Raw genomic sequence first — 21,926 nt, forward strand, 5'->3', positions numbered from 1 at the left:
CGTTAAACCGAGTCAACCCACACCGACACACCGTTGTCACCCGGCTGTCATCCAGCTGCCTCACATACCGGCGGCGCGGGCTCATCAGCCCCCACGCCGGCCGTGCCATCGGGTGCGGGCAGCGGCGGCGGCGTGCCACCGAATGCGGGGCACCGTGCCTTGTGGTCACACCAGTCGCACAGCTTGCTCGGGGTCGGCCGCCAGTCACCCGTGCGACGGGCCCGGTTGATCGCGGACCACAGCGCGTCGATCTTCCGTTCGGTCGCCCGCAGATCCGCCTCATCGGGTACGACCCGTAGCCAGCTGCGATCCCCGAGGTAGTAGAGCCGCAGTTCACGAGGGACCACGCCGCGGATCCGCCAGACCAGGTAGGCGTAGAACTTCATCTGGAACAGCGCCGAGCCTTCGAACGCCGGTCCCGGAGCGCGCCCGGTCTTGTAGTCGACGACCCGCAGCGCCACGCCGTCGGGGGTCCTCGCCTCGTCGAGACGGTCGATGTACCCGCGAAGGCGTACCCCGGATGCGAGCACGTGCTCGACGTAGAGCTCCCGGGCGGCCGGTGCGAGACGCGCCGGATCCTCCAGGCTGAAGTACCCGGCGAGCAGCACCCGGGCCGAATCCATCCATGCCGCCCGCTCGGTGTCGTCCGCGAACAACCCGCCGAGTTCCGGTTCCCGGGCGAGCAGATCGCGCCAGGCCGGCTCCAGCAGCGCTTCGGCAGCGGCCGGCGTGCGCTCGGGAGGCGGATGGTCGAACAGCCGTTCCAGCACCGAGTGGACGACCGTTCCGCGCACCATGGCTGAACTCGGCGGTTCGGGCAGCCGGTCCACCACCCGGAACCGGTAGCGCAGCGGACAGCTCATGAAGTCGCCCGCCCGCGACGGCGAAAGCGAGCCGACGATGCGAATCTCGCCCGCCGGAGACGGAGCCTGCCCATCGGACGCGGCCTGCCCAGCGGATGTGTCGGCACCTACCACGGATGGCTTCATGGCTTGGGACCATAGGCGGCCGCTCCGACAATCCGGCCACAGCCTTGGAGCTCGGGGTCCCCGGATCGCGGCGGAGCCCCCACCCGACGCCAACCCGATCGAGCGCGATCGCCGGAGCCGCTATCCGGGGGAAGCCGTAGCATCGCAGACATGGCCGATCAGCCTGACCAGGTCCACCGTGAGCGCCCTCCCGTTGCGGGCAGCGGCGGTGAGCAGCCTCGTCGCGCGCCCGGCTTGCTGATCGGGCGGGTCCGCGGCGTGCCGGTGTACCTGTCTCCGCTGGCGCTCGTGTTCGCCGTCATCATCTGCTGGCTGTTGATCGGCCCCAATCGCGACCGCCTGCCCGATGTCGCCGACGATCGCCTGTACCTGTTGGCCGCCATCACCGCGGCCGGATTCGTGGCATCCCTGGTCGTCCACGAGCTTGGCCATTGCCTCGTCGCGCTCGGGTTCGGCCTCGGGGTACGGGCGGTGACCGTGCACGGATTCGCCGGGTTCACCGAGATCTCACCCGAACCGCAGACACCCGTGCGCGAATTCCTGGTGGCAGGCGCGGGCCCGGCCATGAACGGTCTGCTCGCGGCCGTGGGCTTCGCCGTGCTGACGGTGGTGGACAGCGGCACGCAGCCCGGTGTCGTGATCCTCGACCTCACCGTGACCAACGTTGCGTTCTGCGTGTTGAATCTCGCGCCCGGGCTGCCCCTGGACGGAGGCCGGCTGGTCGTGGCCGCGGTCTGGGGCGTCACCAAGAACAAGCTCCGGGGCATCCAGGTCGGCGCCTACGGCGGTTTCGTGGTCGCAGGCCTGCTGGCGCTGTGGAGCCTGGTCGCTCCTGGTAGTGACTTCGGCGGTGTCTACCTGCTCGGCATCAGCGCGTTCATCGGTATCGGGGCATATCAACTGTTGCGCCAGGCACAGCTCCGGATGCGCCTGCCAGGGGTGTCCGCCGGCCGGCTCGCGCGCCGCACGCTACCGGTGGAGGCTGCCGTACCGCTCGCGGCGGCGCTGGCGCAGGCGCGCGAGCTCGGGGCCAGCGCGGTGGCCGTCGTCGACTCCGCCGGGACACCCGTGAAGGTCATGAACGGCTCTGCCGTGGACGCCCTACCCGAACACCGCCGGCCGTGGATGACCGTGGACGAGGTCAGCCGTACGCTCGAACCCGGCATGGTGCTGGCCGCCGAACTGGAAGGCGAAGATCTGTTGGCAGCCGTGCGCAGCACACCCGCGTCCGAGTACCTGGTGACGCAGGACGGACGCCCCGTCGGTGTCCTCGCCATGGTCGACCTGGTCGCCCGCATCGACCCGGCGAGCGCAGCCAGATCGGCGGCCGGAAAGTGAACCTGCCGCCGACCGGCGCGGCACACCGTCGCGGCGAATTCACCAAGGGCGATCGTGTCCAGCTGACCGACCCCAAGGGGCGACGCCACACCGTCCTGCTGGAGCCGGGCCGCCAGTTCCACACCCACGCCGGTGCGATCGGGCACGACGACCTGATCGGCCGCGAGGAGGGCGTGGTCGTGACAAGCACGGGTGGAACGCCGTATCTGGCGCTGCGCCCGTTGCTGAGCGACTTCGTCCTGTCGATGCCACGCGGCGCGGCCGTGGTCTATCCCAAGGACGCCGCGCAGATCGTGGCCTATGCCGACCTCTTTCCCGGCGCGCGGGTGCTGGAGGCCGGCGTGGGTTCGGGAGCACTGTCATGCTCGTTGCTGCGGGCTGTCGGCGACACCGGACACCTCGTCTCCTACGAACGGCGGCCCGATTTCGCCGCGATCGCCCAGAAGAACATCGAGACCTTCTTCGGCGGGCCGCATCCCGCCCACACACTGCGGGTGGGCGACCTGGCCGAGGCGGCCGAACGGGACATGGACCGGGTGGTGCTGGACATGCTGGCCCCGTGGGACGTGCTGGACGCGGTGAGCGCCGCGCTGGTGCCCGGCGGGGTCGTCTGCGCCTACGTGGCCACCACCACCCAGCTCGGGCGGGTGGTCGAGGCGCTGCGCGAGTACGGGACGTTCGCCGAACCGGCCGCGTGGGAGTCGATGATGCGCACCTGGCATGTGGACGGCCTGGCCGTACGCCCGGATCATCGGATGGTCGGTCACACCGGTTTCCTGGTGACGGCCCGGCGGCTCGCGGACGGGGTCACCCCGCCACCGCGGCGGCGCCGGCCCGCCAAGGGTGCCCGGCCCGAACCGGGCGAGCAGGCGTCCCCGCCGCCCGATTCCGTCGATGTCGCGTCCGTCGATGTCGCGTCCGTCGATGTCATGCTGTCGGATTCCTGACACGGGACGCACGAGCCGCAGCAGACCTCAGACGCCCGGTCCGGCCTCAAGGGTGCCATCGGGGCGCTGCACGTAGATGCAGGTGCCCGGGCAGTCGTCCGCGGCCGCGATGACGTCGTCAACGAGCGGCAGCGGCACCGGCACCGATTCGCCGGTCTTTGTGCGCAGTTGCCCGTCCGGCCCCTTCACGTAGGCCAGACCGTCAACATCGAACTCGAAGACGGCCGGGGCAAGCTGAACACAGAGCCCGTCCCCGGTACAGGCGTCCTGGTCGATGCGTACCCGCAACGTCGACGCCATCGCTGCTTCGGTGAGATTCGTGGGCGTTGCCACAGAGCTCCGATCTTCTGTCACCATGGCACCGTAACTCGCTGTTTACGGCAAAGCAGGCTCGTAGTCGTCAGACAGGCGTGCCAGCGGCGGTCACAACGGTAGTGTTGGGTGCGTCCCGGTCAGCACGGGGGAGGTGGAGGCGCGGTGTCCGGTCCCCGTTCGGGCTCTGGCTCCGGTGGGAGCTCGGGTCGTCCAGGTGATGGAGATTCACGAGCGTCGGCATACGAGAAGGAAGTGCACGAGCTCACAACTCAGGTCGCCTTCCTCGAGGAGGAGGTGGCCATGCTGCGACGGAGACTCAACGAATCCCCGCGGCAGGTCCGTGCCCTCGAGGAACGATTGGCTGAGACACAGGCGGATCTCGCCGGTGTCAGCGGGCAGAACGACAAGCTCGTGGCCACGCTACGCGAAGCTCGCGATCAGATCATCGCGCTGAAGGAGGAGGTTGACCGACTCGCCCAGCCGCCCAGCGGCTATGGGATCTTCATCGGGTCGTACGACGACAGCACCGTCGACGTGTTCACCCAGGGCCGCAAGCTGCGGGTCACGGTGTCGCCGAACGTCAGTGTCGTCGATCTGAGTCCCGGGCAGGAGGTCATGCTCAACGAGGCGCTCAACGTCGTCGACGCACGTGCGTTCGAACGCCACGGTGACATCGTCCTGCTCAAGGAGATCCTGGAAAGCGGCGACCGAGCCCTGGTCATCGGCCACACCGACGAGGAGCGCGTGGTCATGCTCGCCCAGCCCCTGCTGGACGGGCGACTGCGGGCCGGTGACTCACTGCTGGTCGAGACCCGGTCCGGGTACGCCTTCGAGCGCATCCCCAAGTCCGAGGTAGAGGAGTTGGTGCTCGAAGAGGTCCCGGATATCGGCTACGAACAGATCGGTGGCCTCAAGGGTCAGATCGAGTCGATCCGCGATGCCGTCGAACTGCCGTTCCTCTACAAGGACCTCTTCCTCGAACACAAGTTGAAGCCGCCGAAGGGTGTCCTGCTCTACGGCCCGCCCGGGTGCGGCAAGACACTCATCGCCAAGGCGGTGGCCAACTCGCTCGCGAAGAAGGTCGAGGCCCTGACCGGCCAGGGCAGCGGACGGGCCTTCTTCCTGAACATCAAGGGTCCGGAGCTGCTGAACAAGTACGTCGGCGAGACCGAACGGCAGATCCGGTTGGTGTTCCAGCGGGCGCGTGAGAAGGCGTCCGAGGGCATGCCTGTGATCGTGTTCTTCGACGAGATGGACTCGATCTTCCGGACCCGCGGGTCCGGGGTGTCCTCAGATGTCGAGAACACGATCGTCCCACAGCTGCTCAGCGAGATCGACGGCGTCGAACAGCTGGAAAACGTGATCGTGATCGGCGCGTCCAACCGCGAGGACATGATCGACCCGGCGATCCTGCGGCCGGGACGACTGGACGTGAAGATCAAGGTTGAACGTCCCGACGCCGAAGCGGCCAAGGACATCTTCGCCAAGTACGTGACGCCGGACCTCCCCTTGCATCCGGAGGATCTCGCTGAACACGGCAGCAGCCGGGAGGCGACCTGTCAGGGCATGATCCAGCGGGTTGTCGAGCGGATGTACGCCGAGACGGAGGAGAACCGCTTCCTCGAGGTCACCTACGCCAACGGCGACAAGGAAGTCCTGTACTTCAAGGACTTCAACTCCGGCGCGATGATCGAGAATATCGTCGCCCGGGCCAAGAAGATGGCGGTCAAGCAACTCATCGAGGGAGGCGTCAAGGGACTGCGCATGCAGCACCTGCTCAACGCCTGCATCGACGAGTTCAAGGAGAACGAGGACCTGCCCAACACGACCAACCCGGACGACTGGGCACGCATCTCGGGCAAGAAGGGCGAGCGGATCGTCTACATCCGCACGCTCATCACCGGCACCAAGGGCACCGAGGCGGGCCGATCAATCGACACGATCGCCAACACGGGCCAGTACCTGTAATCGATCTTTGCCGTGGAAGTCCGGGCGTCGGCGCGCCCGGACTGTGCGCCGACGGCGGGGAGGGCGGGGGATGTCCCTGCGCCCTCCCCGCCGTCGGCGTTCCCGCGCTCCCCCCGATCGCCACTGCGGGTCCCGGGATCTCCGCTGCCGGGCCTTGATGCTGCTGGGCATCGATCCGGGCGATCAAAGATCCATCGGGCCGGCCCTAGGCCCCGGACCAGCGCAGTTGGCAGTTCGTAGGGTGTTGGAAGCGCACTACTCGGCCTGCTTTCGCAGGATCCGCCGGGCTGTCGTGGGGCGTCACCCATCGGGTCCAGGTCTCGGCGTGGGCTCAAAGCACCTACGCTGAGGGTGTGAGCGTTCGCCGGATCATGGGAGCCGAGACCGAGTACGGCGTGTCGGTGCCCGGTCAGCCAACCACCAACCAGATGCTTGCCTCGTCGTTGGTGGTCAACTCCTACGCCAACCGACAGGCAACCGGCGGCAGCCGGGCTCGGTGGGACTTCGAAGAGGAGTCACCGCTGCGCGACGCGCGTGGCTTCGAGCTTCCTCGCGAACCCGTGGCCGATCCATCAGCACCTGCCAACGAGGACGACCTGGGGCTTGCCAACGTCATCCTCACCAACGGTGCGCGCCTCTACGTCGACCACGCCCACCCCGAGTACTCCACGCCCGAGGTGACCAACCCTCGCGACGCGGTGCTGTGGGACAAGGCCGGCGAACGGGTGATGGCCGAGGCGGCACGACGGGCGCTGTCGGTGCCGGGCACGATGCCCGTACACCTGTACAAGAACAACACGGACAACAAGGGTGTCTCCTACGGCTGCCACGAGAACTACCTCATGGCCCGCTCCACGCCGTTCGGCAACATCGTCCGCCATCTCATCCCGTTCTTCGTCTCCAGACAGGTCGTGTGCGGCGCCGGGCGGGTCGGCATCGGGGTGGACGGCCGCCAGGCCGGTTTCCAGCTCAGCCAGCGGGCCGACTTCTTCGAGGTCGAGGTCGGGTTGGAGACAACCCTCAAGCGCCCGATCATCAACACCCGGGACGAGCCGCACGCGGATCCGGAGAAGTACCGCCGCCTCCACGTGATCATCGGCGACGCGAACATGAGCGAGATCTCGACCTATCTCAAGATCGGGACCACCTCTCTCGTCCTCGCGATGATCGAGGACTCCTGGCTCGACGTCGACCTGACCGTCGACAATCCCGTGACCGGCCTGCGTGCGGTCTCCCACGACCCGTCCCTGCGCCACCTGCTGACGCTCGGGGACGGCCGGAAGATGACCGCCGTCCAGCTGCAGATGGAGTATCTGGAGCAGGCCCGCAAGTACGTCGAGGACCGCTTCGGCACCGATCTGGACGCCCAGACCGCGGATGTGCTGACGCGCTGGGAGTCGGTCCTGGTGCGCCTTGAGGATGACCCGATGAACTGCTCCCGGGAGCTGGACTGGGTCGCCAAGCTCGCCATCCTGGAGGGCTACCGAGCCCGTGACGGCATCGGTTGGGACGCTCCCCGTCTCCAGCTGGTCGACCTGCAGTACTCCGACGTACGGCCCGACAAGGGCCTCTACAACCGCTTGGCGGCCCGCGGGCGGGTCGACCTGCTGCTCGACGAGGCCGAGATCGTCCGCGCCATGACCGAGCCCCCGCACGACACCCGGGCGTTCTTCCGCGGCCGGTGCCTGGCGCTGTACCCCCAGCAGGTCGCCGCCGCGTCGTGGGACTCGGTCATCTTCGATGTCGGGCGTGACTCCCTGCAGCGGGTACCCACCTTGGAGCCACTGCGGGGAACCCGGGCGCATGTCGGTGAGCTGCTGGCACGCTGCCCGACCGCCTTGGACCTCGTGGACGCGCTCGCCAAGGGCTAGGGCCTTCTAGGGCCGGTCCGAGGGCCGGTCCGGCGGATCTTCAATCGCGTCACCCCCCACGCCCCGCGGCGGACACCGCTCGCCGCAACCCTCGGCCGGGGGGATTGCGCTGGTGCGGGGGCGCGGGCGGTGACCATGGGCGTGTTGCGCCGTGGGCGGACGTCGCGACGGGCGGCCCGGATCGTGATGAAGTGGGGCTCTCACGCGGCCCCGCACTCTCGCCACCGCTTACCGCCACCGCCATGGTGCGGTCGGCGGCGGCGGTAAACGGTTCAGGATGTCGGAGCCCGGGGATAGTGTCGCTCCATCACGATCGAAGGAGGGTCTCATGGCTACCAAGGACACTGGCGGGGGTCAGCAGCGCTCGGGACGTCGGACGGACCAGACCGACGAGGTCGAGGTCGAGGTCGAGGAGTCCAGCGCCAGCGACCTCAAGGAACGGCACGAGAAGCTGTCCGAGGACGTCGATTCCCTGCTCGACGAGATCGACGACGTACTCGAGGAGAACGCCGAGGAGTTCGTGAAGGGCTACGTACAAAAAGGGGGGGAGTAGGCAGCTCTTCTTGAATGATCGGTAACCTCACCGACGACCAGCAGGTAGGCCGAAGGCATATGCGATCATGGTTCTTCGCGCGCGCCCGGAGGCCCCAGACAGCCTCGTGCTGGCCCGAACAATCGACTATCTGAAGGGGGATTTGTGGCTGATCCAGCGGGAGCCGCGGGGCGTCTACCGTCTGTGTTCATGACACCGGGAACGTCGTCGTTCACCGAGTTCCTGGCCACGGCTGCACCCAATCTGCTACCGGGCGCACGCGAGCGGCTGCCGGTCGCAGTCACCGAGGTGACCCACGGCACGACGATCGTGGCGGTGGCGTTTCCCGGCGGCGTGATCATGGCCGGTGACCGCCGCGCGACCATGGGGAACGTGATCGCACAACGCGACGTCGAGAAGGTGTTCCACGCCGACGAGTACTCCTGCGTCGGGTACGCGGGCACGGCCGGGATCGGCGCGGACCTCATCCGCCTGTACCAGGTCGAGCTCGAGCACTACGAGAAGATCGAGGGTTCCACTCTCAGCCTGGATGCCAAGGCCAACCGCCTGTCGTTCATGATCAAAAATAATCTCGGCATGGCTCTGCAGGGGCTCGCGGTCGTCCCGCTGTATGCCGGCTACGACCTCGACGCCGGCAGGGGACGGATCTTCTCCTACGACATCACCGGTTCCAGGGCCGAGGACAGTTCCTTCCAGGCAATCGGTTCCGGCTCGGTCTTCGCCCGCGGTGCGCTCAAGAAACTCGTCCGGGCCGACCTGACCCCGCAGGCGGCCGTGCGGGTGTGCATCGAGGCGCTCTACGACGCCGCCGACGACGACTCCGCGACCGGCGGCCCCGACCTCATCCGCCGGCTCTACCCGGTGGTCGCCTCGGTGACCGCAGACGGCTTCCGCCGCTTCCCCGACGACGAGGTGGGCGCTGTCGTCGAGGCCGTCGTCGCCGACCGCATGACGAACCCGGGAGGCTGACATGACCATGCCCTTCGGCTATGCCAGCCCGGAACAACTGGTCCGGGACAAGTCCGAGTACGCCCGTAAGGGCATCGCCCGCGGCCGTAGTGTCGTGGTGCTGACCTATACCGACGGCATCCTGTTCGTGGCCGAGAATCCCTCGTCGACCCTCCACAAGATCAGTGAGATCTACGATCGGATCGCGTTCGCCGCGGTCGGCAAGTACAACGAGTTCGAGAACCTGCGGACCGCGGGTGTGCGCATGATGGACGTCCGCGGCTACATGTACGACCGTCGCGACGTGACCGGGCGGGCGCTGGCCAACTGGTACGCCCAGACACTGGGCACCTTGTTCACCGACAGCATCAAACCGTACGAGGTGGAGATCGTCGTCGCGGAGGTCGGCGCGGCGGCCGGGAACGATCAGATCTACCGGCTCACCTACGACGGGTCAATCGCGGACGAACGTGGGTTCGTGGCCATCGGCGGGCAGTCCGAACAGGTCAATGCCTCGCTGAAGGAACACCACACCGACGGGCAGCCGCTCGCCACCGCACTGCGGGTGGCCGCGAATGCGCTGCGAGCCGGCACGCCCGCGGGTGGTAACGGCGACCGCACCCTGTCGTCGGCGAACCTTGAGGTGGCCATGCTCGACCGCACCCGCAACCGCCGGCTGTTCAAGCGCATCTCCGGCGCGCAACTCGACGTCCTGCTCGCCGAAACCGCAGACGAGAACGAGGACAACCAGGACAACCAGGACAACCAGGACAACCAGTAGGGACACTCATCTGACGCGTGCCGCAGTCCTGTCATCCGACCCCGGCGGGGCTGCGGCGAAGCCAACCCAGTGTCCTGTTCCAGGCGTCCTGCGCCGCCTCGGGTCGGTGGACCGCAGCCCGGTCGTGGCTGTGGAAGGCGTGCCCGGCGCCGGGGTAGCTGATCAGCGTGGTCGGTACCGCCGCCGTCGTGGCCGCCGCCCGCAATGCCTCGATCTCCGCCTGGCTGATCAGCGCGTCGTCCTCGCCGTAGAGGCCGAGCCAGGGCGTACGCAACGAGGGTGCGATGTCCAGCAATGGTGCGACGCCGTCCCAGTACGGCGTACTCACGCCACCGCCGTAGAACGACACGGCCGCGCCCATGGCGTGCCGGGTCGCGGTCAACAGCGCCACCGTCCCACCCATGCAGAAGCCGATCACCGCTGTCCGCTCGGGGCCGAAGCCGTTGTCCGCGAGGTGGGCCAGGCATGCGTCGGTGTCCGCCACGATGCCCGGACCGGTCAGGGTGCCCATCTGCGTGCCCGCGCTGGGCCAGCCACCGGTCGGGTCGACCTCGGCGATGCCGTCCCGGTGGTAGAGATGCGGCGCGACGGCGAGCCAGCCGGCCTGTGCCAGCAATTCGCAGACCGAGGTGAGGTAAGGCGTGATGCCCCGGGCGTCGTGAACCACGATGACGCCGCCGTACGGCGGGTCGTCCGCGGCCGGCGCGACCACGGTCGCCGTAGCGACGCCACCCACCGTCGTCACGGTCCGCAACCGGCCGGTGTTCGGCTGGTTGGTGTCCAACTGGTTGGTCTCCAACGTCATGGCCGCCATCCTGCCCGCGGCCGGCCCATTCGAACATACCGCCGCCACCGCGACGAACGTGCCGGTGCGGGCGTCCGGCCACACCGTGGCGCGCACGAAGCATAGGGTCGTCGGTGTGGATCGCCGCATCTTCGGCCTCGAGAACGAGTACGGCGTCACCTGTGTCTTTCGTGGGCAGCGCAGGCTGTCACCGGACGAGGTGGCGCGGTACCTGTTCCGACGTGTCGTGTCCTGGGGTCGCAGCAGCAACGTCTTCCTGAAGAACGGCGCCCGGCTCTATCTCGACGTCGGCAGCCATCCCGAGTACGCCACCCCCGAGTGCGACTCCGTTCCCGATCTCGTCACCCATGACAAGGCCGGCGAGCGCATCCTGGAGGGGCTGCTGGTCGAGGCGGAACGACGACTGCGCGAGGAGGGCATCGCCGGGGACATCCACCTGTTCAAGAACAACACCGACTCCGCTGGGAACAGCTACGGTTGCCATGAGAACTACCTCGTGGGCCGACACGGCGAGTTCAGCCGGCTCGCGGACGTCCTGGTGCCGTTCCTGGTGAGCAGGCAGGTCCTGTGCGGGGCGGGCAAGGTGCTCCAGACCCCCCGCGGCGCGGTCTACTGCGTCTCACAGCGCGCGGAACACATCTGGGAGTCGGTGTCGTCGGCGACGACCAGATCCCGTCCGATCATCAACACCCGGGACGAACCGCACGCGGACGCCGAACGGTTCCGGCGCCTACACGTGATCGTCGGCGACTCCAACATGAGCGAGACCACCACCCTGCTCAAGATCGGCTCGACCGACCTCGTCCTGCGCATGATCGAGGCGGGCGTGGTGCTGCGGGACATGTCCCTGGAAAACCCGATCCGGGCGATCCGGGAGGTCAGCCACGACATGACCTGCCAGCGCAAGATCAAACTGGCCAACGGTCGTGAAGCCAGCGCTCTGGAGATCCAGCGTGAGTACTTCGGCAAGGCGGTCGAGTTCGTCGAGCGCCGCGGCGGGGACGCGGTCGCCAAACGTGTTCTGGACCTGTGGGGCCGGACACTTCTCGCGATCGAGACCGACGACCTGGAGCTGGTCGCCCGCGAGATCGACTGGGTGACGAAGTACGTGCTGATCGACCGGTTCCGTCATCGGCACGGTCTGTCCCTGGCCTCGCCACGGATCGCCGAGTTGGACCTGAAATACCACGACATCCATCGCCAGCGCGGCCTGTACTACCGGATGGAGCGGGCCGGGCTGGTGGAGCGGGTCAGTCGTGACCTTGACATTTTCGAGGCGAAGTCCATCCCGCCGCAGACCACCCGGGCGCGGCTGCGTGGTGAGTTCATCAAGCGGGCTCAGGAAAAACGGCGTGACTTCACGGTCGACTGGGTGCATCTCAAACTCAACGACCAGGCTCAGCGCACGGTGCTGTGCAAGGATCCCTTCCGTTCCGTCGACGACCGAGTCGACAAGCTCATCGCCAGTATGTGAGGACCACCTACCTGTGACCGACCTTCGCCGCCCCACCCGGGGCGTCTGTCTCTCCACTGCGCAGGCCGCCGGCCGCGCGAGAAAAGCGATCATCGCGCCGGCCGCGGCCAGATACCTGTCCGCTGCGCTCTCAGCGGTCCTGCTGGCCGCCGCACTCGCCGCCTGCAGCACGTCGACCGCGCCGGACGGGACCAAAGCCGCGCCCGTACGGGTGGCGGACACCCTCAGCGCCGGCCTGCCCGCGGTCACCGGCGCGACCGATCTCAAGGCCAAGCCGACGATCGCGGCTGGCTCCGGCACGCCTGCGGCCACGCTGGTCACCAGAGACCTCGTGGTCGGTACCGGTGCGGCCGCCTCCGCGCAGAGCACCGTGTCGGTGCAGTACGTGGGCACGCTGTGGACCACCGGCGACGAATTCGACTCCAGCTGGAGCCGCGGACAGGCCGCGATCTTCCCACTCAACGGTGTCATCCCCGGTTTCCAACAGGGCATCGCCGGCATGAAGATCGGCGGCCGCCGGGAGATCGTGATCCCGCCCAGCCTCGGCTACGGCGCCACAGCGCAGGGACCGATCCCCGCCAGTTCGACCCTCGTCTTCGTCGTGGACCTCGTCGGGCTGACGGCGACACAGGCGACGACCCGCTGACACCCCCCGAACAACGTCCGGCGCCGACCACTTAGCCTCGTACGGTGTCCCGTCGGCGGTTGGAACGGCTGCTGAACCTGACGATGTGCCTGATGGCAACATCGCGGTTTCTCACCGTCGCTGAAATCGGCGAGCTCGTGGACGGTTTCGCCCCGGGTGAATCCGCGGACGAGCAAGAGGCGTTTCGCCGGATGTTCGAACGGGACAAGCAGTACCTGCGCGACATCGGCATCCCACTGGAGACCGGAACGAACTCGTTCTTCAGCGACGATGTCGGGTACCGCATCCGGCGCAGCGACTACGCACTGCCGGAGATCTCCCTCGACCCGGATGAGGCGGCCGCTCTCGGACTCGCCGCCCGGCTGTGGTCGAGCACGTCGCTTGCGGCCGCGAGCGCGAGCGCGCTGCTCAAACTCGCGGCCGGGGGGACCCGTACGCTCCCCGGCCCGGATGGTCTGGAACCCCGCGTCGGCACGACCGAACCGGCGTTCGCACCATGCCTCGCCGCGGTCCAGGCAGGGCAGGCGATCTGCTTTCCCTACCGCAAGCCGACCGAGACCGGTTCGAGCGAGCGCCGGGTCGAGCCGTGGGGAGTGGTGTCCTGGCGGGGACGCTGGTATCTGGCCGGCCATGACCGGGATCGGGCCGCGGCCCGGGTGTTCCGGCTGTCCAGGGTGACCGGCACGGTGCGCCCGGTCGGGCCGCCCGGGGTGGTTCGGATGCCCGACACCGTCGACCTGCGGGCACTGGTGTCGGCGTCCGCGCTACCGGAGCGCATCCGTACCGCCGTGCTACGGATACGGCCGGGGACCGGCCACGCGTTGCGTCGCCACGCCCGCGCGCTGTCCCCCGTGGCCGGGGCGGATGCGGACACCGACGGGATGGACATCGTGGAGATCGACTACTCCGACACCGAGCGCCTGGCCCGCTGGGTGGTGGGGTACGGCGATGACGTGCTGGTGGTTCGACCACGACAGCTGCGCGACGAGGTGGTGCGCCGGTTGGCCGACGCGGCCCGGATCCACGCCGTACCGGGGACGGGGACGGGGACATCGTGAACACGCCCACGAACGCGTCCACGGCATCCACGACCGATCGACTGAGCCGGCTGCTCGCTCTGGTGCCATGGCTGCGGGCGCACCCGGGTGTCAGCCTCGGGGAGGCCGCCGCGACCTTCGGGATCACTGTACGACAGCTCCGGGACGATCTCGACCTGCTGTTCGTCTGCGGCGTGCCCGGCGGCGCGCCCGGTGACCTCATCGACCTGAGCTACTCCGCCGACGGGGTCACCGTGCTCGATCCGCAGACCCTTGACCGGCCACTGCGGCTGTCGGCGGACGAGGCCATGGCGCTGGTCGTCGCGGCCCGCACACTCGCCGAGGTTCCCGGGTTGGCCGCCCGCGACGCCCTCGACCGTGCGGTGGCGAAACTGGAGAAGGCGGTCGGCGCCCTGCCGGCCGACCGGGTCCGGGTCGAGCTCGACGCCCAGGACGAGGTCCTGCGCGTCGTCCAGGACGCCGTCACCCGCAAACGGCGGCTGCACCTTCGGTACCTGGTCTGGTCCCGCGACGAAATGACCGAGCGTGATGTCGATCCGATGCGGGTCCTGGCCCGGGACGGCCGCTGGTACCTGGAGGGCTGGTGCCATCGGTCGAAGGCGGTCCGGATATTCCGACTTGACCGGATAGACGGTTCCCACGGGGTCACTGTTCTGGACATCCCGGCCGCGCCCCCGCCCGAGGCGACACCGCGCGAGAGCGCCGAGAGCCTCTACCAACCCGGACCGTACGACCGTCGGGCCGTGCTCAGGTTGCATCCAGGGGCCCGGTGGGTCGCCGACTACTACCCGGTCGAGTCCCAGCGGGAGCTTGACGCCGGGTACCTGCTGGTCGAGCTGCGGGTGTCGGAGACAGGCTGGCTGCGCAGACTGGTACTGGGTCTTGGGGACCAGGCGCGGCTGGTGGAACCGGCGGAGCTGGCGACCGAGATCCACGATGTCGCCGTCCGGGCTCTGGCGGCCTACGGCATTCGACCCCGACCGACAGCGGAGTAGGTTGATCGCGTGCTCTGGCTGCTCATCGACTGTGGTCTCATCCTGTTGACGTTCGTTGCGCTCGGTGCGTTGGCGTACCGCCTGTTCGGTCGGGTACGCCTGGTCAACGCCGAGGTCGCACAGCTGCAGAACCGACTGTCCGGCCTCGCCGACGAGACGGCGGCATTGACTGCGCGGCTCGACGCCGCCGAGGTCACCGCGAAACTCAGCGAGCGGGTATCGGCCTGATCAGCCATGCCGTGCGGGCCGGCCACCAGCCGACAGGTCCTGGTTATGAGCCCGTCATGTGCGCAACATCGGGCCGTTGTCTGACGAGGCCACGCTAGCCGACGTAGCATCAAGCCGACGTAGCATCAAGCGCGCGCCGGTCGTCGGGACCGGACATCGAAGCGAAGGACGCATGCCATGGCCAATCTCGGTACCCCCGAGCTTCTGATCATCGCGTTTGTTGTCATCCTGCTGTTCGGAACCAAGAAGCTGCCCGACGCGGCCCGCTCCGTCGGACGGTCCCTGCGCATTTTCAAGGCCGAGACCAAGGGTCTGACCCAGGACGACCAGACCGCCGCCGCCGCGCAGCCGCAGGCCCAGCCGCAGGCTGCACCTGCGCCACGTCCGATCGAGTCCGGCCAGACGGACGTGGCTCCGAAGCCGGCCCAGCAGCCGGCAGCGGGTGTCGCCTCGTCGGCCAACGGCCAGGCCGTCACGGCGGGCGACGTCTCCCAGCACTGACACATCCACCGACCTCTCGTCCAGGAGCAGGAGTCGCCGCCCGTGCCCCGGTTGCCCACACCGCGGCGGATGGTACAGGCGGTGCAGTTCCGCCGTACCAGGACCGTCGAAGACAGCCGGATGTCGCTCACTGAGCACCTTCGGGAGCTGCGCGACCGGCTGGCAAAGGCACTGATCGCGCTCACCATCGCCACCGTCGTCTGCTTCGTCCTCGAGCCGCGCATCTTCGACATCCTCAAGGAGCCGTACTGCGCGTTGCCGGCAAAATCCCGCGCCGGCGGCGGAGAGTGCCAGTTGTTCTTCTTCGGCATCCTCGACGCCTTCATGATTCGGTTGAAGATTTCGATGATCGCCGGGGCCGTGGTTTCGGCCCCGATCTGGCTCTTCCAGTTGTGGTCGTTCATCACGCCCGGCCTGCACCGAAACGAGCGGCGCTGGTCGCTGGCATTCGTCGGCGCTTCCCTGGGACTGTTCACATTCGGCGGCTACCTCGCCTATCTGACGCTGAGCAAGGGCCTCCAACTCCTGCTCGGTTTCGGCGGGGACGGCCTGGTCAGCCTGCTTGACGTCAACAAATACCTCAGCTACGTCATCGCCATGCTGGTCGTCTTCGGGCTGTCGTTCGAGGTACCGCTCCTGGTCGGGATGCTGAACCTCGCTGGTGTGGTCAGTACGGACAAGCTGCGCTCGTGGCGGCGTCCCGAGATCTTCCTCGTGTTCGTGTTCGCCGCCGTGGTCACGCCGAGCCAGGACCCGTTCACGATGATCGCTCTCGGCCTGCCGATGTGCCTGTTGTACGAGGTCGTGCTCATCATCGGTTGGCTTAATGACCGGCGTAAGGCGCGCCGTGACGACGCCTCTCCGTACGCCGACCTCGACGACGACGAGACCTCACCGCTCGGGCTTGACGACCTGCCGCCGTCCGAGGATCTTTCGGACGACCGACTGCTGCCGGTCGAGCGCTCCAGCATCGGTGATCCGGTGGGAACGGGCGTGGGCGCCGGCGGCACGCCGTCGAACGCGGCCCACCTCGACGTCACCTGACCGACGTCACTCGGCCATGGACCCCCGGCAGCCGATCCGGGCCCGCCCGGCGACCTGGCCGGGTGGGCGTCCGCATCCTCCTCTGCCTCCGGAGAACGCCGGGCCGGCGGTCCCGTACGCTGACGAAGTGTCCACCGCGCCCGCGGGCTCCCCAGGCCCCGAGGCCATGCCGCAGGCCATGCCCAGCGCCTTGGCCGACTTTCTGGGCGGGTATCCGTTCGGCCTCGACCCTTTTCAGCGTGAAGCATGCGGAGCCCTCGAAGCCGGAGAGGGCGTCCTGGTTGCGGCTCCCACCGGTGCCGGTAAGACGATCGTCGGCGAGTTCGCGGCCCACCTCGCGCTCGCCCGGGGCCAACGCTGCTTCTACACCACACCGATCAAGGCATTGTCGAACCAGAAGTACACCGACTTCGTCGCCCGCCACGGAAGCGACGCGGTCGGCCTCCTGACCGGCGACACCTCCCGCAATCCGGATGCACCGGTGGTCGTCATGACCACCGAGGTCCTACGGAACATGCTCTATGCCGAGCCGACCGGCCGTGACCGGCTCGGCCGGCTCGCCTTCGTCGTGATGGACGAGGTCCACTACCTTGCCGATCGCCAGCGCGGGGCCGTGTGGGAAGAAGTGATCATCCATCTTCCCCAGCGGGTCCAGCTGGTGTCGTTGTCTGCAACCGTGAGCAACGCCGAGGAGTTCGCCGACTGGTTGGTGACGGTGCGCGGGCACACCCGGGTCGTGGTCAGCGAGCACCGTCCGGTGCCCCTGTGGCAGCACGTCCTGGCCGACCGGGAGATGCACGACCTGTTCGTCAATGGTGGTCCGCTGTCCGTGGACGACGTGCTGCACGCCCGGGACGACGCGCGGGACGAGATACGGGACGCGGCACGGGACAGCCCAACAGGCGGGCCGTCGATGCAATCGGCGACCCGATGGCGGATCAACCCGGACCTGGTGCGCCTGGCCCGGGAGGAGGGCCGCCGTCCCGACGTACCACGCGGCCGGCCCGGTGGCGGCCCGGGTCGCGGCACAGCGGGCACGCCACCGCAGCGCCGCGTCTGGGCTCCGAGCCGGCCTGATGTCATCAAGCAGCTGGACCGGTCCGGGCTGCTCCCGGCGATAACCTTCGTGTTCAGTCGCGCGGGCTGCGATGCCGCGGTCGCCGCCTGTGTGCGTGCCGGCCTGACACTGACATCCCTGGATGAGCGGGACGCCATCCGCCAGCAGGTGCGGTCACGTACGGCGAGCATCCCCTCGGATGATCTGCGCATCCTCGGCTACTGGGAGTGGTTGGAAGGCTTGGAACGCGGGATCGCCGCGCACCATGCCGGAATGCTGCCCACCTTCAAGGAGGTCGTCGAGGACCTGTTCGTCCGCGGCCTGGTACGCGCCGTGTTCGCCACCGAAACCCTCGCCCTCGGGATCAACATGCCGGCACGCACGGTCGTGCTGGAACGTCTCAGCAAGTTCAACGGCGAAACCCGCGCCGACATCACCCCGGGGGAGTACACCCAGCTCACCGGGCGGGCCGGCCGCCGGGGGATCGATGTCGAGGGACATGCGGTCGTGCTGTGGCAGCCCGGTTTCGACCCGGTCGCGCTCGCCGGGCTGGCGTCGACCCGTACATATCCACTGCGGTCGTCGTTTCGCCCGTCGTACAACATGGCGGTCAATCTCGTCGGGCGGCTCGGACGGACCGAGGCCCGCAGCGTGCTTGAGTCGTCCTTTGCGCAGTTCCAGGCCGACCGCGCGGTCGTCGGTCTGGCCCGTCAGGTCCGCCGCAACGACGGCGCGCTCGACGAACTGGCCGCCGCCATGGCGTGTACGCAGGGTTCGGTGGAGCGGTACGCGGCTCTCCGTGAGGAGATCAAAGCCCGTGAGGCGTCGCTGTCACGGGAGGGCAGTGCGCGGCGTCGTGCCGAGGCGGTCGAGTCACTGAACCGGCTGCGTGTCGGCGATGTCGTGCGTGTCCCGGCGGGCCGGCGCAGCGGGCTGGCGGTCGTGCTCGACCCGGGGGTCGGAGGCGCAAACGGCGACCCCCGCCCGGTCGTCCTCACGGTCGACCGGCAGGTCCGCCGGCTGTCGCTGCTCGACTTTCCCACGGCGGTGGAGGCGCTGGCGCGGGTACGGGTCCCCAAGACGTTCAATCCGCGCTCGCCGCAGTCCCGACGTGACCTCGCCTCATCCCTGCACAACGTCGAGATCCCACCTGAGGTGGGACGCCGCGCGCGGACCCGGGCCGCCGCCGCTGACGACGCGGACCTCGCCCGGCTGCGCCGTGAGCTGCGGGTCCATCCGGTGCACGGTTGCCCGGACAGAGAAGCGCACCTGCGTGTGATCGAACGCCACGCGAAGCTCCGCCGGGAGACCGACGCCCTGCAGCGACGGATCTCCGGCCGCACGAACACCGTCGCGAAAATCTTCGACCGGGTGTGTGCCTCCCTGGAAGCCCTGGGCTACCTGCGCGGCGACGCCGTCACCAGCACCGGCCGCGTGTTGGGCCGTATCTACACCGATCAGGACCTGCTGGTCGCGGAATGCCTGCGTGCCGGCGTTTGGGACGACCTGTCGCCCGCCGCGCTCGCCGCGGCCGTGTCAACCCTGGTCTACGAACCTCGCGGCGAGGACGCGGCCACGCCGAAGATCCCCGGTGATCCGGCGCTGCGGGAGGCGCTGGCCGCGACGACCCGCCTCGCCGGCCGGCTACGTGATGTCGAGGCCGAGCACCAGCTCGACTTTCTGCGCCTGCCCGAGCCCGGATTCGTCTGGGTCTCGTTCGGCTGGGCGTCCGGGTTGTCGCTGGCGAAGGTCCTCACCGAGTCCGGGCTGGAAGTCACCGCCGGGGACTTCGTCCGCTGGATGCGCCAGCTCATCGACCTGCTCGATCAGATCGCCCAGGTCGCGCCGGAGGGCTCGCACGTGCGGCACACCGCGCACGGCGCGCTCGACGCCGTGCGCCGCGGGGTTGTCGCCTACTCCATCTCCCTGTGACCCTCTGGCGCGATGACCGAAATAGGATGAGACGGAGCTAAAGGTCGTTAACATCCGAAGGTCGTCAAAAAAGTTGTTAAAGGGAGTAAACATGCCGGTGAAGGTCGGTGACCCGATCCCTGACGTCGAAGTCAGGATCATGACCGAGAACGGTCCTACGGCAGTGCGCAGCGGCGAGCTGCTGGGCCGGGGCAAGGTGGTGCTGTTCGCCGTACCGGGTGCGTTCACACCAGGCTGCTCGCGGGTGCACCTGCCCGGCTTCGTCGAACACGCGGACGAGCTGACCGCGAAAGGCGTCGAGACCATCGCCTGCGTCGCAGTCAACGACGCGTGGGTGCTCCAGGCGTGGGCCCGTGACCGTGGCGCCGACGAAAAGATCATCATGGTGGCCGACGGCAACGGCGAGTTCACCGAAGCCATGGGCCTGATGTTCGACGGCCAGGGCTTCGGTCTGGGGAAGCGCTCACAGCGCTACGCCGCCGTCATCGACAACGGTGTGATCACCCGTCTGGACGTCGAGTCCGGACCAGGTGTGGACGTGAGCTCCTGCGAGTCGGTCCTGAGCCACCTGTAGGAACGCCACCGTCCCTCTTGCCGGCCCCCAGTGCCGGTCGCGCTCAGTCACCTCGTCGACAGCGGCCTTGTGTTCCAGAGCGCCTGATTCTCCGGAGCACAGGGCCAGCTGGCGGATGTGCCAGGTGACAACCTGCCCGGCGTCAGGTTCTGCGTCCGCAAGACGCTTCAGCTCCGCTTCGAGGAACGCCACCTCATCCGGCGTCGCCGGTACCGCCGGGTCGGTGCACGAAGGTTGGCCGCACGCTGACCTCGCAACGCAGGCTGTTGGCGATATAGCACTCACGGTGTGCCTGCTCCACCAGGGCATGGAGCCGCTCGACCGGGGTGTCTCCCGATACCACGATTCTCGGCCGCAACCAGATGTGGGTCAGGCCAATGGGTTCAGCCGCGTGAGACATGACCGCTTCTGCGGCGTCGTCGTAGCGGCGGACGTCGACCCCTGCCCGGGCTGCCATAGCCAGGAACGACAGGAGCTGACAGGACGACGCCGCGAGGACGACGAGTTGCTCGGGGTTGAGACGCTCGTGCGTGCCACGGAACGCCGGATCCGCACTGAGGTGAACGGTTGCCTCGGCGGGCGGGCATTCGCCACGATGCTCACGGCTGTATGCAGCGTACCCGGCCGCGGTGGATCCGTCCCAATGGCAATGTGCCCGGTAGCGGTGCTGTTCGTGCTGATTCATGGGGCTCTCCTCCGGTGGAAGGAAACCGCCGCCGAGACCCATCCGATCAAAGGATCAACGTCTACCAGCGGAGATCAGAATACTGTCATCCCATGCACACGGGTGAGACGGAGGCTTCTGCCGCTGATGGATGGGAGCGGGCTCGGCAGCTCAATCTCGCGAACTGGAACGAGCGGGCGTCGGTGCATGGTCAGGACCGCTACTACGACATGGCGGGGTTTCTCGCCGGCTCCAGCTCGCTGCGCGGGACCGAACGGCGACTGTGTGGCGACGTCGCCGGCCGTGACCTGCTCCACCTGCAGTGCCATCTCGGTCTGGATACCCTCAGTTGGGCTCGACTCGGCGCCCGGGCCACCGGGGTGGACTTCTCCGATGTCGCGATCGGACGGGCCAGGCTCCTTGCCGCGCAGGCCGGCATTGATGCGACGTTCGTCCAGGCCGACGTTCTCGACCTGCCCGCCGATCTGGGCGATGCGTTCGACCTGGTGGTGGCCAGCTACGGCGTGTTCACCTGGATCGGTGACCTCGATCTCTGGGCCCGCAGCGCAGCCCGTGCGCTACGCCCAACGGGGCATCTGGTCGTCGTTGACATGCACCCGCTGGCCCAGATGATCGAACAGCGTGACCCCCTGGTAGTCGACTTCCCTTATGCCGATGACGGACCCCACCGCACATCCAGCGAAAGCACCTACGCCAACCCGGCGGCAGTTCTGCGCGCCCAGACCACCGTCCAGTGGGCACACTCGCTTGGCGAGATCGTCACCGCGCTCACCGGCGCGGGGTTGCGGCTCGAACTGCTCCACGAACATCTGTCCACCGACCGCGACGATCGCCCCGGGGTTTTCGCCCTCGGCGATGACGGACGATGGCGGCTCCAGGTATGGGACCAGGACCTCCCCGTGCTGTTCAGTCTCACCGCTACGAAGAACTGCCCAGCCGAAGGGATTCGGTCCGTGCAGGCCAGGGGCTGATATGCACATCCGGTACGAACAAATGTTCGACTTTGTGGGCATTTCGGGTTATCGTTGATCTATGCAGAGCGCCGCCGCCACCGCCCGCCCGGGCCGGGAGCATCCGCTGCTCGCCGGGCTGGACGCGGTCGCCACCGGCGTGGACGCCCTGGCGCAGGCGACGGTGTGGTCGCTGTCGGACACCGAGCTGCTCGCCGCGTTGGAGGACGGCGAACGGCTGCTGGCCACGATGGCGGCACTGCGGCT

General features: G+C 68.2%; 21 protein-coding genes and 1 pseudogene. 18 read left to right on the top strand and 4 right to left on the bottom strand.

The window, feature by feature from the left end:
* Positions 1-47: 47 nt before the first annotated feature.
* Positions 48-989: a PD-(D/E)XK nuclease family protein gene (locus U9983_RS17920; RefSeq protein WP_322755135.1), complete on the bottom strand. Its 942-nt coding sequence runs from the start codon at positions 987-989 to the stop codon at positions 48-50.
* 150 nt (positions 990-1,139) lie between these two features.
* On the opposite strand from U9983_RS17920, the gene U9983_RS17925 reads away from it, so the two are divergent.
* Positions 1,140-2,327, top strand: coding sequence for a site-2 protease family protein (locus U9983_RS17925; protein ID WP_322755136.1), 1,188 nt, complete (start codon positions 1,140-1,142; stop codon positions 2,325-2,327).
* Positions 2,324-3,274 carry a tRNA (adenine-N1)-methyltransferase gene (locus U9983_RS17930; RefSeq protein ID WP_322755137.1) on the top strand — a complete coding sequence of 317 codons (951 nt, stop codon included), beginning with the start codon at positions 2,324-2,326 and terminating at the stop codon, positions 3,272-3,274. Before U9983_RS17925 ends, U9983_RS17930 begins: the two co-directional genes overlap by 4 nt.
* Positions 3,275-3,301: 27 nt before the next feature.
* On the opposite strand, the gene U9983_RS17935 is transcribed toward U9983_RS17930, so the two are convergent.
* Entirely contained in the window at positions 3,302-3,631 is a 330-nt protein-coding gene (locus tag U9983_RS17935) for a ferredoxin (RefSeq protein WP_416211429.1), read from the bottom strand.
* A 120-nt stretch (positions 3,632-3,751) separates the two neighbouring features.
* Between U9983_RS17935 and arc the strand changes: the two genes are divergently transcribed.
* From arc to prcA, 5 genes are all read left to right on the top strand, one after another.
* A complete protein-coding gene (gene arc / locus U9983_RS17940; RefSeq protein ID WP_322755139.1) occupies positions 3,752-5,557 on the top strand; it encodes a proteasome ATPase in 1,806 nt (601 codons plus the stop codon).
* Positions 5,558-5,910: 353 nt separating this feature from the next.
* Complete coding sequence (dop, locus tag U9983_RS17945; RefSeq protein ID WP_416211430.1) at positions 5,911-7,428, top strand: depupylase/deamidase Dop; 1,518 nt, start codon at positions 5,911-5,913, stop codon at positions 7,426-7,428.
* A 328-nt stretch (positions 7,429-7,756) separates the two neighbouring features.
* Positions 7,757-7,981 (top strand): ubiquitin-like protein Pup, encoded by a 225-nt coding sequence (locus U9983_RS17950; RefSeq protein ID WP_322755140.1) that lies wholly within the window; start codon positions 7,757-7,759, stop codon positions 7,979-7,981.
* A 189-nt stretch (positions 7,982-8,170) separates the two neighbouring features.
* Positions 8,171-8,950, top strand: coding sequence for a proteasome subunit beta (prcB, locus tag U9983_RS17955; RefSeq protein WP_416211431.1), 780 nt, complete (start codon positions 8,171-8,173; stop codon positions 8,948-8,950).
* Between the two features lies 1 nt (position 8,951).
* Positions 8,952-9,710: a proteasome subunit alpha gene (gene prcA / locus U9983_RS17960; protein WP_322755142.1), complete on the top strand. Its 759-nt coding sequence runs from the start codon at positions 8,952-8,954 to the stop codon at positions 9,708-9,710.
* A gap of 31 nt (positions 9,711-9,741) precedes the next feature.
* Here the strand turns inward: prcA and U9983_RS17965 are convergent, their stop codons facing one another.
* A complete protein-coding gene (locus tag U9983_RS17965; RefSeq protein WP_322755143.1) occupies positions 9,742-10,515 on the bottom strand; it encodes a dienelactone hydrolase family protein in 774 nt (257 codons plus the stop codon).
* 115 nt (positions 10,516-10,630) lie between these two features.
* On the opposite strand from U9983_RS17965, the gene pafA reads away from it, so the two are divergent.
* The 9 genes from pafA to U9983_RS18010 all read left to right on the top strand — a co-directional run bounded on the left by pafA (position 10,631) and on the right by U9983_RS18010 (position 20,024).
* Positions 10,631-11,989: a Pup--protein ligase gene (gene pafA, locus U9983_RS17970; RefSeq protein WP_322755154.1), complete on the top strand. Its 1,359-nt coding sequence runs from the start codon at positions 10,631-10,633 to the stop codon at positions 11,987-11,989.
* 13 nt (positions 11,990-12,002) lie between these two features.
* Positions 12,003-12,635 carry an FKBP-type peptidyl-prolyl cis-trans isomerase gene (locus tag U9983_RS17975; protein ID WP_322755144.1) on the top strand — a complete coding sequence of 211 codons (633 nt, stop codon included), beginning with the start codon at positions 12,003-12,005 and terminating at the stop codon, positions 12,633-12,635.
* 44 nt (positions 12,636-12,679) lie between these two features.
* A complete protein-coding gene (locus tag U9983_RS17980; RefSeq protein ID WP_416211432.1) occupies positions 12,680-13,693 on the top strand; it encodes a helix-turn-helix transcriptional regulator in 1,014 nt (337 codons plus the stop codon).
* Positions 13,690-14,688, top strand: coding sequence for a WYL domain-containing protein (locus U9983_RS17985; RefSeq protein WP_322755146.1), 999 nt, complete (start codon positions 13,690-13,692; stop codon positions 14,686-14,688). Before U9983_RS17980 ends, U9983_RS17985 begins: the two co-directional genes overlap by 4 nt.
* 9 nt (positions 14,689-14,697) lie before the next feature.
* On the top strand, positions 14,698-14,916 hold the full coding sequence (locus U9983_RS17990; RefSeq protein WP_322755147.1) for a hypothetical protein: 219 nt from the start codon (positions 14,698-14,700) through the stop codon (positions 14,914-14,916).
* Between the two features lie 177 nt (positions 14,917-15,093).
* A complete protein-coding gene (gene tatA / locus U9983_RS17995; RefSeq protein ID WP_322755148.1) occupies positions 15,094-15,417 on the top strand; it encodes a Sec-independent protein translocase subunit TatA in 324 nt (107 codons plus the stop codon).
* A gap of 42 nt (positions 15,418-15,459) precedes the next feature.
* Positions 15,460-16,461 (top strand): twin-arginine translocase subunit TatC, encoded by a 1,002-nt coding sequence (gene tatC, locus U9983_RS18000; protein WP_322755149.1) that lies wholly within the window; start codon positions 15,460-15,462, stop codon positions 16,459-16,461.
* Positions 16,462-16,627: 166 nt separating this feature from the next.
* On the top strand, positions 16,628-19,450 hold the full coding sequence (locus tag U9983_RS18005; RefSeq protein ID WP_322755155.1) for a DEAD/DEAH box helicase: 2,823 nt from the start codon (positions 16,628-16,630) through the stop codon (positions 19,448-19,450).
* A gap of 91 nt (positions 19,451-19,541) precedes the next feature.
* The gene (locus U9983_RS18010; protein ID WP_322755150.1) at positions 19,542-20,024 is read left to right on the top strand and encodes a peroxiredoxin; all 483 of its coding nucleotides are present in this window, start codon (positions 19,542-19,544) and stop codon (positions 20,022-20,024) included.
* Positions 20,025-20,217: 193 nt separating this feature from the next.
* Here U9983_RS18010 and U9983_RS18015 read toward each other — a convergent pair whose 3' ends face one another.
* Positions 20,218-20,709: an OsmC family protein gene (locus tag U9983_RS18015; RefSeq protein ID WP_322755151.1), complete on the bottom strand. Its 492-nt coding sequence runs from the start codon at positions 20,707-20,709 to the stop codon at positions 20,218-20,220.
* Positions 20,710-20,801: 92 nt separating this feature from the next.
* Here U9983_RS18015 and U9983_RS18020 point away from each other — a divergent pair, with 92 nt between their 5' ends.
* Both U9983_RS18020 and U9983_RS18025 read left to right on the top strand, forming a co-directional pair.
* On the top strand, positions 20,802-21,680 hold the full coding sequence (locus U9983_RS18020) for a class I SAM-dependent methyltransferase (protein ID WP_322755152.1): 879 nt from the start codon (positions 20,802-20,804) through the stop codon (positions 21,678-21,680).
* A gap of 61 nt (positions 21,681-21,741) precedes the next feature.
* Positions 21,742-21,926, top strand: a pseudogene (locus U9983_RS18025) (HNH nuclease); the annotation flags it as partial.

It is taken from the genome of Protofrankia sp. Cas3 (genome assembly GCF_963555955.1).
GTDB lineage: Bacteria > Actinomycetota > Actinomycetes > Frankiales > Frankiaceae > Protofrankia.